Genomic DNA, 16,103 nt, shown 5'->3' with positions numbered 1-16,103 from the left:
TATTCATATTATAGTAATAAGCACTGTTAGGGGGATTTTTACTGTATATGAGTAGTTTAATAGACATGTTAAGTAGTGTAACTTTTCTTATAGCTTATGTAACCAATAACACTTTTCCGAAACCGCTAAGTCAAAAAGAAGAAAAATATTATTTAGATAAACTAAAAGAAGGCGATGTGTTAGCCAAAAATATATTAGTTGAGAGAAATTTAAGATTAGTAGCTCATATTGTAAAAAAATATTCTTATCCCAATAAAGAGGTAGATGATTTAATTTCTATAGGCACTATAGGACTTATAAAGGCCATAGACTCATTTGATAGCAGTAAAGGTACTAGATTAGCAACCTATGCAGCTAGATGCATAGAAAATGAAATATTGATGCTTATAAGAAATAATAAAAAAATTAAATCAGAGATATATCTTCAAGATCCAATAGGCGTTGATAAAGAAGGAAATGAAATATCGCTTATGGATGTATTGAGTAGCGACGAGGATTCCATAATAGAAATAGTTCAAAGTAAAATACAAATTAAAAAACTATATAATAAAATTGAAGAAGTATTACAGGGAAGAGAAAGGTTTATAATAAAAATGAGATATGGATTAGAGGATGGTAAACCAAGAACTCAAAGAGAAATAGCACGGCAGTTGGGTATATCTCGTTCCTATGTGTCTAGGCTAGAAAAAAGAGCATTGAAAAAACTATATAAAGAGTTGAAATACTATAATAGTTAGAATAATAAATTAAAATATAAATAAAGTAAAAAAAACTGTAAAAAAGTATACTAAATACTCGAATATAAGATATAATGGAAGAATAAAGTGGTTAATTTTTCTTTTTATATTAAAAAATAGTTTAATAAAAGAAAAAAGTAATGTATTAAAGAACATAAGGAGAAATAAATAATCAACGGAGGTATATAAATTGAAAGCGTTAAATGAATTGCTAGAAATAACTGTTAAAAATAATTCGTCAGATTTACATTTGACTGTGGGAGTACCCCCTATCATAAGAGTTAATGGTAAATTAATTATGTTAGAACGTGAAAAATTAAATGGAAATGATACAGAAGAATTCGCAAAGAAAATCTTAAATGATTTATATGAAGAATATTTAAAAAAAGGAGAAATGGACACATCTTATTCAGTATCAGGTATTGGTAGGTTTAGGGTAAATATATATAAGCAAAGAGGAAGTACTGCTATTGCCATAAGGGTGGTGGGACTAAAAATTCCAAATCTTCACGAGCTTCAAATGCCTGATGTAATTCGTGAAATGACATCTAAGCAAAGGGGATTAGTATTAGTAACAGGTCCAACAGGCAGTGGTAAGAGCACAACATTGGCAGCTATGGTAAATGAAATAAACAATACTAGATCTGCTCATATAGTAACCCTAGAGGATCCCATTGAGTTTTTACATAAACACAATAAATCTATTATAAATCAAAGGGAAATAGGAAAAGATACTTTAGATTATAAAAACGCATTAAGGGCAGTTTTAAGAGAAGATCCAGATGTTATATTAGTAGGTGAAATGCGAGATTTGGAAACTATTTCAATTGCGCTTACTGCTGCAGAAACTGGACATTTGGTATTATCCACGTTGCATACTATAGGAGCTGCTAAAACCATCGATAGAATAATTGATGTTTTCCCACCACATCAACAACAACAAATTAAAGTTCAATTATCTGCAGTAATACAAGGAATAATTTCCCAACAGTTAGTCCCTAAAATAGATGAAAGTGAAAGAATAGCGGCCTTGGAAATAATGGTAGCAACTCCTGCAATACAAAACTTAATAAGAGAAGGAAAGACATATCAGATACAGTCATCTATGCAAACTGGCGCAAAATATGGCATGAAAACTATGGATATGTCATTAGTACAGTTATACAAGAATAAAAAAATAAGTTACGATACAGCTCTAACATATTCTATCGAAAAGGAAATATTGATAAGAATGCTTTCCATGTAATTAAGACCTGAAAGGGTCTTTTTTTATTAAAAGGTATCATAGTCTAATAATTTTAGAGAAAAGTTTCCTAATTTGCTTCTAGAAGAGATATTTTTACTTTTTTTACCATTATGGGGGTGACTAGTTGACTTGGGTTGTTTAGAATTTTTAGTACCTTTATGGGAATCCATATATACCCTCCTTTATAATTATTGTATATATATTTATAATATATAGTATACTACTATTAAGGAATAAGTTCAATGGAATTGTTTCATTATATGGAAAATTCAAAATATTTTCTTGCTTTGTTTAAAAATACGACATAATTGATATATTTTAATTCAATTGTTAAAAATACTATAGTAATTAAACAGGATTTGTGCTAAAATATCTTTTGAATTAGGGGGGATTTCTTGTGATTATTTTTAAATGGATCATAAGCGCATTATCAAAAACTTTTACAGAAGTTGTATTTATAATCTCCATGTACTATCTATGTATATCATTTTTTGGAATTTGGAGAAAAAAGGACAGTAAAGAGGTACAACCTGAAAAGAGATTTGCACTAATAGTAGCAGCGCATAATGAAGAAGTGGTTATTGAAGATATTGTTTTAAGTTTAAAGATGTTGGATTATCCAAATAAATTATACGATATTTTTGTTATAGCAGACAATTGTGATGATAAAACAGCTGAAAGAGCTAGAAAAGCTGGAGCCTTAGTATTTGAAAGATTCGATGATGAAAAAAGAGGAAAAGGCTATGCATTAGAGTGGATGTTCAACATAATATTTAAAAAAATGGATAAAAAATACGATGCAGTAGCAGTATTTGATGCAGACAATCTTGCTTCTAAGAATTTCTTAAAGGAAATGAATAAAAAATTACTGGAAGGTTACAAGGTAGTACAAGGGTATCTAGACAGTAAGAATCCAAAAGATACATGGATAACAGGAAGTTATTCCATATCATTTTGGGCATCAAACAGAATGTTCCAACTTTCAAGAAGTAATTTAGGATTATCAAATCAATTGGGTGGAACAGGATTTTGTATAGATACAAAAGTGTTAAAGCAGTTGGGATGGGGTGCAACCTGTTTAACAGAAGATTTAGAGTTTTCATGTAAACTAGTATTAAATGGTTATAAGGTTGGCTGGGCTCATGATGCTGTTATATACGATGAAAAACCTTTAACATTAAAACAATCCTGGAATCAAAGAAGAAGATGGATGCAAGGTTTTGCCGATGTATCTAGTAGATATTTCTTTAAGCTCATGAAAAGATTCATTACAAAATTCGATGTTAAGGCCCTTGATTGTGCTTTATACAGTATACAGCCAATAGTTATAATACTTGTTGGAATATCAATGTTAATATCTGGCGCAAAGTACTTTATGAATGCCTATGATATAATAACTAACTTAGATACGGTGGTATATTCAGTCAATGTAAACATGATTACTATGGCAGCAATACTCTTAGGTATATTACAGTTTATATATACACCTTTTATACTTGTTCTAGATAAGAAATTAGAACCTAAAATATTTTGGTATTATGTAATATATCCAATATACACTATAACTTGGCTTCCTATATCTATTCAAGGAATAGTTAAGAAAAATGATAAAGAATGGTCACATACACTACATACTAGGAGTATCAAGATAACAGATCTAGAAAAGGTAAATTAAGAAGGAGAAAACTGAGTTTTCTCTTTTTTTATTGGGGCATACTAATTAAACCATTAAATTTAATTGAATTTTTTGTTAAAAATAATTAATATTTATATTATTTATGATATAATTTAAAATGTACAAGAATTATAAGAAAAATTATGCTATTTTAAAAGGAAAAATGCTTCTTACGTTGAATATATTAGTTTAAGATGGTCTCATAAGGAGGGAAAAGACATAAATGAATGGTTACTTAGTTGGAATTGATATAGGATTCTCTAAAGTATGTGCCGCAGTAGGTAAACTAGATAAATATGGCCAAATTAAAATAATAGGAGTAACTTCAGCAAAAAATAGTGGATTAAAACGTTCTATAGTAGTTGATATAGATGAAACATCCAATTCTATAAAGGAATGTATAGATCAATTGCAAAGGATGATAGATATCCAAATAAAAGATGTATATGTGTCTTTACCAGGGGAAGTTTGCCAGCTTATTTATAATAAAGGAGTTGTAGCTATTTCTTCCGATGATAGAGAAATTAAAAAAAATGATGTAGATAGAGCATTAAAAACAGCTAAACTTATAACAGTACCATCCGATAAAGAAATAGTAGGTGCAATACCACTACAATACATAGTGGATGGATACGAAAGCATAAAGGATCCTATAGGGATGAATGGCTTTAGATTAGAAGTAGAAAGTCAGATTATTACAACAAATGCAACTATAATAAATAATTTAATAAAAAGTGTTAACAGAGCGGGAATAAATGTAGCCGGGTTAGTTTTACAGCCATTAGCTTTATGGCAAGCGGTTTACGAAGAGGAATCAGGGGAACTTAAAAATGTTATAATAGATGTGGGAGCAGAAAATACTCGTATTTCAATATTTAAACATGGTGTTTTAATGGAAACTCACTTAGTTCCTTTAGGAGGTAACAATATAACTAATGATATTTCTATCTGCTTAAAAGTACCCTATTTAGAGGGGGAAGAACTGAAGATTAAATATGGAAATTTGAATGTAAATGAAAGTGAAGAAAATAAAAAGTTGAAGATTAATTCTCAGTATGGGAATGATATTGAGGTTGATTATGTAATATTAAATCAAATAATAAAGGCAAGAGTTGAAGAAATTTTATTATTCATTAAGAAGAAGCTTATGGATGTAGATAGTTATAATGAAATAAGCGATATTGTTTTAGTAGGTGGTGGTATTTCATTATTTTATGGAATTGAAAAATTAGGAAGAGAAATACTTGGTAAAGCCATAAGAATAGGGGTTGTTAATTTTACTGGTGCTGATAATCCTATGTATACTGCGGCTGTAGGTATAGTAAAGGATGTTGGATACAGTTTAAGAGGCTCTAGGAATATGCAAGAAGAAACTGCTGTTTTTGAAGGAAATGATTCTGAAAGAGCAAAAGTTAGAAGAGAAGAAGATATATATGATAATAATAAAAAGTTTTTAACTAAAATACGTGATTTTTTTACGGATTTCTTTTAATGAGGAGGTATTATTGTGCTAGATTTTGATGTAGATGTTCAACAATTTGCTCAAATAAAGGTAATAGGCTGTGGCGGCGGAGGAAACAATGCAGTTAACAGAATGATAGTAGAAGGATTAAGAAATGTTGAATTTATAGCTATAAATACGGACAAGCAGGCGTTGATGTTGTCTCAAGCTTCCCAAAAAATTCAAATAGGAGACAAATTAACAAAGGGGCTTGGAGCTGGTGCTAATCCTGAAATTGGACAAAAGGCAGCAGAAGAAAGTAAGGATGAAATTTCTCAAGCTATAAAGGGAGCAGACATGGTATTTATAACCGCTGGTATGGGTGGCGGAACAGGTACTGGTGCAGCACCTGTAGTAGCTGAAATAGCTAAATCAATGGGTATATTAACAGTTGGAGTAGTAACAAAACCATTCCCATTTGAGGGAAGAAAGAGAATGATTCATGCTGAAATGGGGATTAAGAATTTAAAAGATAGAGTAGATACACTTGTTACTATACCAAATGAAAGATTGTTAACAATGGTAGATAAAAAGACTTCTTTAATTGATTCTTTTAGATTAGCGGATGATGTACTAAAACAAGGTGTACAGGGTATATCAGATTTAATAACTATACCAGGGCTTGTTAATTTGGACTTTGCAGACGTGAGAACTATTATGCTAGATAGAGGACTTGCTCATATGGGTGTAGGAAGAGGAACTGGAGATAATAGAGCTCAAGAAGCTGCAAAACAAGCTATATCAAGTCCATTATTAGAAACTTCTATAGTAGGAGCCACTGGAGTTTTATTGAATATAACTGGTGGTGGAGATTTAGGACTTTTAGAAATAAATGAGGCAGCTGGAATAGTTCAGGAAGCAGCAGATCCAGAAGCTAATATAATTTTTGGTGCTGTAATTGATGAAAATTTAAAAGATGAACTAAGAATTACTGTAATTGCAACAGGATTTGAGCAAGAAAAAGTTAGTGCTCAAAAAAGTTTTTCAGCTGAAAATGACTTTGGTCTTTTCTCTCAAGAAGAAAGAAAAGGGAACAAGTTAAGCAAAGAAGAAGTAGCTGCAGGTAGAGATTATGCAGAGGAAAACTTAGAAATACCTACCTTCTTAAGAAGAAATAGATAAAAAATAATATATTAAATATTAAAGCAAAAAGGTGCCTATAGGCACCTTTTTGCTTTATGTAAAATTAAGAATAGGATGTTTTAAATTATATATACATTAATGTTTACTCCATGGCTGTCTAATGCAATACTTTTAGTTTTTATAAAGTTACGAGATAAGCAGCTTCTACCTTGAATAAGAATTTGTAAGTTTTACTTGGAGTAAAAAACTCCATCTGGAATTAAAAACTTTGTTTATATTTATAGAAAAATAATTTTAAATATCGAAAAGAAGGTAATAAAAAAAATATTACATGTTAAAAAATGACAAATTTTTAATTCATAAACATATATAATATGTTTAGGGGTGTTAGATTTGATTATATATGTAGATGTAGTATTTATAGAAAATTTCATAATAAATATGTTTTTTTTATATATAACAGCATCAACAGTGAAGGCGAGAATTAATTTTAGAAATATAATAATTTCATCCTTTTTAGGAGCTTTTTATGTAGTTATTCTTTTATACTTCAAATTTAATTTTTTAAGTTTGTTACCAATGAAATTACTTGTAGCTTTTGCAATGATAATAATAGCTTATAAAAGTAAATCCTTTAAATTTTATTTAAAAGCGTTGGCAGTTTTCATTTCCTATTCAATGCTTTTAGCAGGGATATGTTTATTTTCTCAATTAAATAATAAAGAAATATTAAATATGGGTGATGTTTTTTTAGAAGGCTTTTCTTATAAAAAATTAATTTTGTGTTCTATGATAATATATATTTTTATAAATAGGATGGTTGTATACATTAGAGATAGAAAACTTTTAAAAACTTTAGTATACAATGTGGAGATTGTTACGGATAAATATAATAAATTAATAAAGGCTTTTTTAGATACAGGAAATGAGCTTAGAGAACCAGTTACAAATTTGCCAGTAATAATAGTGGAGAAGAACCAACTTCCTAACATTAAGCAGTGCAAAGATAAGCTTTATATAACTTATAAAGCAGTAAATGGACAATGTGGGAGAATGGAGGCTTTTAAACCTGCATACATCAATATTTATAAGGAAGATTTTAAAGAAGAGAAAAAACAAGTTATTATTGCTTTGTGTGATACTAAATTAAGTAAGGATAATGATTATAATGCTTTATTATCAAGAGGAATATTTGAGTAATGGGGGGTTATTATGTTTAAAATAAAAATATTATTAAATCATTTACTAAGTAAGTTTAAGATATTTATAAAAAAAGTGTATTACATAGGAGGAAGTGATGCTCTTCCTCCTCCACTTACTAAAGAAGAAGAAGATGGACTTGTAAATAAATTAATATTAGGCGATGAAAGTGTTAGAAGTACACTTATTGAAAGGAATTTAAGACTGGTTGTTTATATTGCAAGAAAATTTGAAAACACAGGAATAAATATCGAGGATTTAATATCTGTGGGCACTATAGGGCTTATAAAAGCAGTAAATACTTTTGACCCAGGGAAAAATATAAAACTAGCCACTTATGCATCTAGATGTATAGAAAATGAAATATTAATGTATTTAAGGCGCAATAGCAAAGTTAAGGCAGAAATATCTTTTTATGAACCCTTGAATATTGATTGGGATGGAAATGAATTGCTCTTATCAGATATATTGGGTTCTGATAGTGATGAAGTATATGAGCTTATTGAAGAAGAAATAGATAAACAGCTATTGATTTTAGCAATGAAAAAACTAAATAGCAGAGAAAAAGAAATAGTTAAGATGAGATTTGGATTAAATGGGAAAAAGGAGAGAACTCAAAAAGAGGTAGCGGATTTTCTTGGAATATCTCAATCTTATATATCAAGATTGGAGAAGCGGATAATTAAAAAATTAAAAAAAGAAATTAGTAGAATGTTATAGTTTGTCTATTAGTATAAAAATCGTTCCTTGAGGAAATAATTAAAATGCGAGTACAATAAAGGGGCGAGAAGATTATGATGGTAAACAAAGTAGAAATATGTGGAGTAAACACAGCAAAATTACCCGTACTTAAAGAAAAAGAAATGAAAAAAATGCTTATTAAAATGAAAGATGGTGATAATGAGTATAGAGAAAAATTTATTAAGGGAAATTTGCGTTTGGTCTTAAGTGTTATCCAAAGATTTAACAATAGAGGGGAAAATGCAGATGATTTATTTCAAGTTGGATGTATAGGGCTTATAAAAGCTATAGATAATTTTGATTTAAGTCAAAATGTTAAATTTTCAACTTATGCAGTCCCTATGATAATTGGAGAGATAAGAAGATATTTAAGAGATAATAATTCTATAAGGGTAAGCAGGTCCTTAAGAGATATTGCATATAAAGCTCTACAGGTAAGAGATAGATTAATTGCTAAAAATAATAAGGAACCTACTATATCTGAAATAGCTAAGGAATTGGAGATGCCAAGAGAAGAGGTGGTATTTGCATTAGACGCTATTCAAGACCCAGTGTCATTATTTGAACCCATATATCATGATGGTGGAGATGCTATATATGTAATGGACCAAATAAGCGACAATAAGAATTATGATGAAAATTGGCTTGAGAATATATCTATAAAGGAAGCTATGAAAAAGTTAAATGGAAGAGAAAAACTTATATTGTCTCTTAGATTTTTTCAAGGGAGAACTCAAATGGAAGTAGCTGAGGAGATAGGAATTTCTCAAGCGCAAGTTTCTAGGTTAGAAAAAACCGCTCTTAAGCATATGAGAAAATACATATAATATTTATGAGGCTGTGGCACTAAGAATAAATTCTACAACACATTGTGTTTGCTATTAAATGTCAAACCAATATATTGTATATGAATTTCTTAATGCGACAGCCCTATTTTTTATAGCATATGTTTAATAACGGTTACATAGATATTTATTAGATTAAATTTTTGGGGGGAGAAAATATATGTTTTCAATTAATAATTTAAAAATGATGGAAGTGATAGATATAGATTCTGGAGCTAAATTGGGATTTATAAAAGACTTTAAAATAGATACCTCAGAGTATAAAGTTGTATCTATAATACTACCAGGAGAAAAAGGAGTATGGTTTAGTAAGAACGAAGATTTGGAAATACCGTGGGAATATATAAGTAAAATAGGGGTAGATGTAATATTAGTACAAAGCCCTAAAGGCTTATTAATGGATGAATAGTAGAATTTTTAATAAAATAGTGTATAATAGTTAATATAATATTGTAAGGAGGGCGTAATATAGTGAAGTGTCCATATTGTGGATATGAAGAAAGTAAAGTAGTAGATTCAAGATCCACTGATGATAATACAGCCATAAGAAGAAGAAGAGAATGTTTAAATTGTAGCAAAAGATATACTACTTATGAGAAGATAGAAGATATTCCTATTTTAGTTATAAAAAAGGACTCTAGCAGAGAATATTTTGATAAATCCAAAATAATAGCGGGGCTTATTAAAGCTTCTCAAAAGAGACCGGTTTCAAGAGCGCAAATAGAGGAAATAGCAGATGAAGTGGAAAAGGTTTTAAGTAATGAAATGATTACAGAAGTTAAGTCGGATTTAATCGGTGAAATTATTATGAAAAAATTAAAAGATGTAGATGAAGTATCATATGTACGATTTGCATCTGTATACAGACAGTTTAAAGACATTAATACTTTTATGGAGGAAATAAAAAATTTAATGTGTAATAAATAAGTTTTATTTTTAAAGTGGAGTAAAATTTCTTATGAGGTGACATATGATAGTTAAAAATATAGGAGAACATAAATTTATAGGAGAAGAATTTAAAGATTTGATTTTGTATTTTTCTACAGCTAAAGGTGGATTAAATTTTAATAAGAATACTAGTGAAGGCTTGGAGAATATTGATAATTTAAAAAAATGGTTTAGTGCAGAAGAAGTAGGCTATTTAAATCAAATTCATAGCAATATAATAGTTGATTATGATGGAAAAGTACAGGATGGAGATGGAATTATCACCAACAGAAAAGCAATAGCCATAGGTGTTTTTACAGCAGATTGTGTGCCAATAATTATTTTTGATAAAAAAAGACAAGTAATTGCTGCAGCACACAGTGGATGGAAGGGTACATATAATTTCATATTAAGTGACGTAATAAAAAATATGATGGACAAGTATTCTATACAAAGCAAAGATATAGTAGTTTATATTGGACCTCATATAAATAAGTGTTGTTATAAAGTAGGAGAAGAATTAATTAGGAATTTTAAAAATGTGGAAGTTTATGGTGAAGATGTGGTGTGTGGTGATAAATTGGATTTAACTCTATGCATTAAAAAACAATGTTTAAATTCTGGTATACTTGAAGAAAATATAAATACATTGAATTCATGTACTTTCTGTGATGAAGAAAATCAATGGTTTTCCTATAGAAGACATAAAACTTCTAATAGAATGTTTTCATTTATAATGTTAAAAAAATAGGGGGAATCAGTATGGAAGAAAAAATATTAGTGGTAGACGACGAGGAACATATAAGAGAGCTGATAAAATTTAATTTAGAGAAAAATGGATATAAGGTTGGATGTGCAGTGGATGGGAATGAAGCTCTACAATATGTTAAAAGGCATATACCTAAATTAATATTACTAGATGTAATGCTTCCAGGTATTGATGGATATGATGTGTGCAAAAAAATTAGAGGAGATAAAAATACAGCTAATATACCTATAATAATGATTACAGCTAAAGGTGAAGAAATAGACAAGATACTGGGATTAGAATTAGGAGCAGATGATTATATAACAAAACCTTTTTCTGTTAGAGAATTAATTGCTAGAGTAAAGGCCATGCTTAGAAGAGTAAATTTAAAAGAGGATGAGAAGGTATATTATTTTGGCAATATTTCTGTAGATTTTCAAAAACATTTAGTTTTAAAAAATGGATGTGAAATAGATTTAACATTAAAAGAGTTTGAGCTATTGCAAATACTTATAGAAAATGAAGGAAAAGTAATGACTAGAGAAATACTTTTAGATAAAATTTGGGGATATGAGTACATAGGAGAAACTAGAACTGTAGATGTGCATATTAGACATTTAAGGAAAAAGGTAGAGGAAGATGATAAAAGCCCTAAATATATTCAAACTATAAGAGGTATAGGATATAGATTTAATTTAGGAGAGTAGATATGAAGAAAAAAATGATGCTCTATTTATGTGCTTCTATTGTTACAACTTTAGTTGTTGTAACAATGCTGTTTATGTCTATTGCAAATCTTCAATATGAGACTAATATAAGAAAACAATTGAAAAGTAATAATAACATAATAAAAAACTTAATAGAAACTAATAATATAAAAGATCAAGAAAAATTTTTTATAGAAAATTTTAAAGATACATATACTAGAATTACCTATATGGATAAAAACGGAAACATAATATATGATTCTAAGGTTACTTCAGAATTAGAAAATCACAAGAATAGAAAAGAAGTAAAAATGGCTATGGAAAAAGGTGAAGGAAGTGATCTAAGATTAAGCAGCACCACAAATGAAAAGGCTTTATATTTTGCTACTAGGATTAAAAATGGAAATGTAATAAGAAGTTCTATGTCTTTTCATGTTATCCAGAAATTTAATGAAGACTATATAAAATATTATTTTTTAGTAATGGTATTTGTGTTTTTGATTATAATTGTTTTTGCAAATAGAATCTCATATATAATAATTAAGCCAGTAAAAGATTTAGAATTTACTACTTCTAGAATAGCCAAAGGTGAATTAGAACGAAGAGTTAATGTGAATTCATCAGATGAAATAGGACAGTTAGGTAAGAGCTTTAATAAAATGGCATCTAAACTTCAAGAGACAATTAATGATTCAGTAGATAAACAAACCAGATTAGAAGCTATACTAAAAAGTATGGATAGCGGAGTAATAGCTATAGATAGAACTTTTAAAATAATAATGATCAATCCTTACGCAGAGAAAATTTTTGGGGTATCGGGAAATGTAGTAGGTAAGAACTTAATAGAGGGTATAAAAAATCATGATATGGAAAATATATTCAAGAGAAATAATGATCAGTATTGTGAGATAAAGACAGTACGGCCCTGTGAAAGAATTTTAAGAATAAAAACTGCAGATGTAGTAAATAGAAGTGAGTATATTGGCAGAGTTGCAGTACTTCAGGATATAACAGATATAAAAAAACTAGAGAATGTTAGAAGTGAATTTGTAGCTAATGTATCTCATGAACTTAAAACTCCTCTCACCTCTATAAGAGGATTTGCAGAAACATTAAAGGAAGTAGAGGATTCTGAAACTAGGGAGAAGTTTTTAAATATAATAAATGATGAGGCAGAAAGACTCACAAGACTTATAAGTGATATAATGGCACTTTCTGATATAGAAAAAGCAAAAGAAGTTACAAAAGAAATTATGGATGTAAATAAAATAATATTAGACATATATAACTTAATGAAAAACACTGCTGAAGATAAAGGAATAGATATGTATATTCTGGGAGATTCAGTGCCAATTATATATGGTAATGTAGATAGATTCAAACAAATGATAATAAACTTAGTTGATAACGCCATAAAGTACTCTGAAAAAGGAGATTCAGTTTATATAATAACTGAAGAGTGTAAATATAATATAAAGATATGTATTAAGGATACTGGAGTAGGCATATCACAAGAACACATTCCAAGACTTTTCGAAAGATTTTATAGGGTTGATAAAGCCAGATCTAGAAGTGCGGGAGGTACTGGATTAGGATTGGCTATTGTAAAACATATAGTATTAAGCATGAATGGAAATATAGAGGTAGAAAGTGTAGTTGGTAAAGGAAGTAAATTTACAGTTACGCTACCTTATGGTGAAAATGAAAAATAAAATGGTAAAAAAGGAACTGTCCCATTAACGGTTAAAGCTGAATCGTTAATGGGAAGGTTCCTTTTGTAATTTGATTCTTAATTTTCTTCTTGTGTTAATTTTATTTAACTTGTAGTGAACTTTACTTAACATGACTATAATAATTTCTTAACCTAAAAGGTATATTATAAATAATGTAAGGTTATTCTATGAGGAGGTATGAAAATGAAAAATAGAAAATTAAAAAAAGTATTATTATTTTTAACTATTACTATGATTGGAACTGTTTTTGTAGGTTGCGGAAATAAAGGCAAAAAAGATGCAAATGGAAGTACTACAGAATTATCAGGTACAATAACAGCACTAGGATCTTCTGCGCTTCAACCACTAGTAGAGGAAGTAGCTGCAAAGTTTTTAACTAAAAATCCAAAGTCTAGAATAAATGTTCAAGGTGGAGGAAGTGGAGCTGGCATAAATCAAGTAGCTTCTGGAAATGTACAGATAGGAAATTCTGATGTGGTAGCAGAAAAAAAGATTAAAGATAAAAAATTAGCAAAGGAATTAGTAGATCACAAAGTATGTGCTATAGGATTTGCCATGGTAGTAAGTAAAGATGTAAATATCAAAACTCTTACTAAAGAGCAAATTTCAGATATATTTACAGGTAAGATTAACAATTGGAAGCAATTAGGTGGAGAAGATAAGCAAATCAATATAATTAATAGAGGAAAATCCTCTGGAACTAGAGCTACATTTGTGGATACCATAATGGGAGGTAATGCTGAGAAAGAAGGACTGGGTACAACACAAGATTCAAGCGGAAATGTTAGAGCAGCTATTAAGCAAACGAAAGGGGCTATAAGTTATCTTGCATTATCTTATATAAGTGAGGATGTTAAAAAAGATTTAAATATAATAAATATAAATGGTGTAGAACCCACAGAAGAAAATATAATAAATAGCAGCTATAAATTCTGGTCCTATGAACATATGTATACCAAAGGTGAACCTAAGGGATTAACTAAAGCATTTTTAGATTATATGATAAGTGAAGAAAATAAGAATTTAATAAAGAAAATGGGATATATACCTGTAGATGAAATAAAAAAGTAATGGAATGAAATGGTGTTTTAAGTTTAAACTAATCATCTGTTTTTTATTTAGAAATAAGATATTTATTGGATATTTTAAATTACAAGATCAGTTGAGGTATATAAATATGAAAAATAAAGTGAATTTTAATAACTTTAAAAATGAATATATAGGCAGAGGGTTTGTAACCTTCTGCGGTATTTTAATAGTAGTATTGACTTTATCCATAATATTTTTTATTGGCAGTAAAGGGATTAGAATATTTACAGTGCATCATTATCCTTTAAAAGATTTCTTATTTTCAACTAAATGGATGCCAGATGCTACTACACCTTATTTTGGAACAGCTATATTTATAGTTGGTTCAATAATAGTGTCCATAGGAGCTGTAATTTTAAGTACTCCTACAGGTTTAGCAGTAGCAATATTTATGAAATATATTTCTCCATATTTCGGCAAAAAAGTGTTACAACCAGCAATGGAATTGTTTGTGGGAATACCCTCTGTAGTATATGGATGGGTTGGTATTAGTTTGCTTGTGCCATTTATAAAAAATGCTTTTGGAGGCATAGGATTTAGTCTTTTGGCAGGAATAATTGTGCTTAGCATAATGATTTTGCCAACTATAACAAGTATAGCTTATGACTCACTAAATACTGTTCCCATGGAGTATTTGGAAGCTTCTTATGGTTTAGGAGCAACTAGATGGCAAACAATAACAAAAACCATAGTTCCTGCTTGTAAAAGTGGAATAATGACTGGGATAGTATTAGGGCTTGCTAGGGCTTTTGGTGAAGCATTAGCCGTACAAATGGTAATAGGAAACGCGGTTAAAATGCCTAATGGATTTCTAAAACCTACTAGTACCCTTACAAGCATTTTGACTATGGATATGGCAAATACATTAACAGGTACTGCATGGAATGATGCCCTTTGGAGTCTAGCACTACTATTACTTCTTATTTCGTTTTTATTTATATTACTTACTAAATTAATAGGTAGAAGGAGTGGGAGAAGTGAACGCTAAGACTAAAGACAGAGCATGGACTGGTATATTATACTTTATATCAGCTATAGTAGTGCTGATATTAGTAGGGTTAATAGGTTATATACTATATAAAGGTAATGGTTTTTTAAAATTTAGTTTTTTATTTGGCAAGGAGAAAAGAGTGGGTTCAGGAGGAGGTATAGGGGTCCAGCTTTTTAATTCTTTTTATATGCTCATTATAGCACTTTTAATAAGTGTACCTTTAGGTGTTGGTGCAGGAATATATTTAGCTGAATATGGCAGAGAAGGTAAGTTTCTAAACATAATAAGAATAAGTATAGAAACTATGGCTTCACTACCATCTATAGTGGTAGGGTTATTTGGACTTTTAGTATTTGTTAATTTAACTAACTGGGGATTCACCCTTTTTTCAGGGGCATTAGCAGTATCTATATTAAATTTACCTGCTCTTACTAGAGTTAGTGAGAATGCTATAAAATCAGTATCTAAAGGTGTTAAGGAAGGAAGCTTAGGGTTAGGAGCAACCAAATTTCAAACTATTTGGAAAATAATTTTACCAGCTGTATTACCTCAAATACTTACAGGAATTATTCTTGCATCTGGCAGGATATTTGGAGAAGCTGCAGCTCTTTTATATACAGCTGGTATGAGTGCACCACCTTTAGATTTTTCATTAGGTAATATATTTACTTCAAATTCTCCATTTAATATTTTTAGACCAGCGGAAACTCTATCTGTACATATTTGGAAACTAAATTCGGAAGGAATGGTTCCAGATGCAGCACAGATAGCTAGTAGAGCATCAGCAGTACTTATAACTATGGTTTTATTGTTTAATATTTTAGCAAGAATAGTAGGAAAGGCCATAGAACGAACTTATATGGGAAGCAAGTAGGAGGGG

The 16,103-nt window shown here is 29.6% G+C and carries 17 protein-coding genes; 16 read left to right on the top strand and 1 reads right to left on the bottom strand.

All coding sequences use genetic code 11. The features are described 5' to 3' along the window. Window positions 1-47 precede the first annotated feature (47 nt). Entirely contained in the window at window positions 48-737 is a 690-nt protein-coding gene (gene sigK / locus CC89_RS07450; RefSeq protein ID WP_035290794.1) for an RNA polymerase sporulation sigma factor SigK, read from the top strand. Window positions 738-927: 190 nt separating this feature from the next. Then, window positions 928-1,983, top strand: coding sequence for a type IV pilus twitching motility protein PilT (locus CC89_RS07445; protein WP_035290792.1), 1,056 nt, complete (start codon window positions 928-930; stop codon window positions 1,981-1,983). A 26-nt stretch (window positions 1,984-2,009) separates the two neighbouring features. Here CC89_RS07445 and CC89_RS20450 read toward each other — a convergent pair whose 3' ends face one another. Then, a complete protein-coding gene (locus CC89_RS20450; RefSeq protein ID WP_185750696.1) occupies window positions 2,010-2,153 on the bottom strand; it encodes a hypothetical protein in 144 nt (47 codons plus the stop codon). 227 nt (window positions 2,154-2,380) lie between these two features. Here CC89_RS20450 and CC89_RS07440 point away from each other — a divergent pair, with 227 nt between their 5' ends. From CC89_RS07440 to pstA, 14 genes are all read left to right on the top strand, one after another. After that, on the top strand, window positions 2,381-3,658 hold the full coding sequence (locus CC89_RS07440) for a glycosyltransferase family 2 protein (protein ID WP_035290790.1): 1,278 nt from the start codon (window positions 2,381-2,383) through the stop codon (window positions 3,656-3,658). Between the two features lie 223 nt (window positions 3,659-3,881). Then, window positions 3,882-5,150: a cell division protein FtsA gene (gene ftsA, locus CC89_RS07435; protein WP_035290788.1), complete on the top strand. Its 1,269-nt coding sequence runs from the start codon at window positions 3,882-3,884 to the stop codon at window positions 5,148-5,150. A gap of 15 nt (window positions 5,151-5,165) precedes the next feature. Next, a complete protein-coding gene (gene ftsZ / locus CC89_RS07430; protein WP_035290786.1) occupies window positions 5,166-6,281 on the top strand; it encodes a cell division protein FtsZ in 1,116 nt (371 codons plus the stop codon). 354 nt (window positions 6,282-6,635) lie between these two features. Next, window positions 6,636-7,442 (top strand): sigma-E processing peptidase SpoIIGA, encoded by an 807-nt coding sequence (spoIIGA, locus tag CC89_RS07425; RefSeq protein WP_035290784.1) that lies wholly within the window; start codon window positions 6,636-6,638, stop codon window positions 7,440-7,442. Between the two features lie 12 nt (window positions 7,443-7,454). Continuing rightward, complete coding sequence (gene sigE, locus CC89_RS07420) at window positions 7,455-8,162, top strand: RNA polymerase sporulation sigma factor SigE (RefSeq protein WP_035290782.1); 708 nt, start codon at window positions 7,455-7,457, stop codon at window positions 8,160-8,162. A 74-nt stretch (window positions 8,163-8,236) separates the two neighbouring features. Further along, window positions 8,237-9,010: an RNA polymerase sporulation sigma factor SigG gene (gene sigG / locus CC89_RS07415; RefSeq protein ID WP_035290780.1), complete on the top strand. Its 774-nt coding sequence runs from the start codon at window positions 8,237-8,239 to the stop codon at window positions 9,008-9,010. A gap of 178 nt (window positions 9,011-9,188) precedes the next feature. Continuing rightward, entirely contained in the window at window positions 9,189-9,437 is a 249-nt protein-coding gene (locus CC89_RS07410; RefSeq protein ID WP_035290778.1) for a YlmC/YmxH family sporulation protein, read from the top strand. 62 nt (window positions 9,438-9,499) lie between these two features. Beyond that, on the top strand, window positions 9,500-9,955 hold the full coding sequence (nrdR, locus tag CC89_RS07405) for a transcriptional regulator NrdR (RefSeq protein WP_035290776.1): 456 nt from the start codon (window positions 9,500-9,502) through the stop codon (window positions 9,953-9,955). Between the two features lie 43 nt (window positions 9,956-9,998). Further along, complete coding sequence (pgeF, locus tag CC89_RS07400) at window positions 9,999-10,706, top strand: peptidoglycan editing factor PgeF (protein ID WP_035290775.1); 708 nt, start codon at window positions 9,999-10,001, stop codon at window positions 10,704-10,706. Window positions 10,707-10,717: 11 nt separating this feature from the next. Next, window positions 10,718-11,410 carry a response regulator gene (locus CC89_RS07395; protein ID WP_035290774.1) on the top strand — a complete coding sequence of 231 codons (693 nt, stop codon included), beginning with the start codon at window positions 10,718-10,720 and terminating at the stop codon, window positions 11,408-11,410. A gap of 2 nt (window positions 11,411-11,412) precedes the next feature. After that, window positions 11,413-13,122, top strand: coding sequence for a two-component system histidine kinase PnpS (gene pnpS / locus CC89_RS07390; protein WP_035290772.1), 1,710 nt, complete (start codon window positions 11,413-11,415; stop codon window positions 13,120-13,122). A gap of 204 nt (window positions 13,123-13,326) precedes the next feature. After that, entirely contained in the window at window positions 13,327-14,214 is an 888-nt protein-coding gene (locus tag CC89_RS07385; protein WP_035290770.1) for a phosphate ABC transporter substrate-binding protein PstS family protein, read from the top strand. 106 nt (window positions 14,215-14,320) lie between these two features. Continuing rightward, entirely contained in the window at window positions 14,321-15,220 is a 900-nt protein-coding gene (gene pstC / locus CC89_RS07380; RefSeq protein WP_035290768.1) for a phosphate ABC transporter permease subunit PstC, read from the top strand. Next, window positions 15,210-16,097 carry a phosphate ABC transporter permease PstA gene (pstA, locus tag CC89_RS07375; protein WP_035290766.1) on the top strand — a complete coding sequence of 296 codons (888 nt, stop codon included), beginning with the start codon at window positions 15,210-15,212 and terminating at the stop codon, window positions 16,095-16,097. The genes pstC and pstA overlap by 11 nt, the downstream gene beginning before the upstream one ends. The last annotated feature ends 6 nt before the right edge of the window (window positions 16,098-16,103 follow it).

The organism is Clostridium sp. KNHs214, assembly GCF_000744935.1.
GTDB lineage: Bacteria > Bacillota > Clostridia > Clostridiales > Clostridiaceae > Haloimpatiens.
Note: the sequence above shows the minus strand (reverse complement) of the source record. Positions and strands in the feature narration are given on the sequence as shown.